Annotated in this window: 1 pseudogene; it reads left to right on the top strand. The window is 37.2% G+C overall.

The window, feature by feature from the left end:
• Positions 1–224: 224 nt before the first annotated feature.
• Positions 225–288 (top strand): annotated as a pseudogene (locus AB4486_RS23340) (prepilin peptidase); the annotation flags it as partial.

The following is a 288-nucleotide window of genomic DNA, read 5'->3' as shown; positions in this document are numbered from 1 at the left end:
AACTGTATTCTCAGGTTTAGGAACTACACTGTCAGCCAAACTGAATTCAATTGTTAATGGTTTATGATCGGAAAGTAGTGAGGCAGCAAAGAGGGCTTACTTCGGTTTCCTATATTATCGCTGCAGCCTTACTTGTTATTGCTATAGGATTGATTTTTTCTGGGATGGCAACAGCCTTACTTAGTAAAATCCAGAGCATTTTTTCGAGTGTATGAATTAAATATATGATTAATGAGCCTTCAGTTTTTTGGGCATTGCTAATTGCAGTTTCGGTATACGATGTTGAGA

It is taken from the genome of Vibrio sp. 10N.222.55.C6 (assembly GCF_041473395.1).
In the GTDB taxonomy this organism is placed as follows: domain Bacteria; phylum Pseudomonadota; class Gammaproteobacteria; order Enterobacterales; family Vibrionaceae; genus Vibrio; species Vibrio crassostreae_C.
The sequence above is the reverse complement of the archived record's forward strand: the minus strand, read 5'-3'. Positions and strand labels throughout refer to the sequence as shown.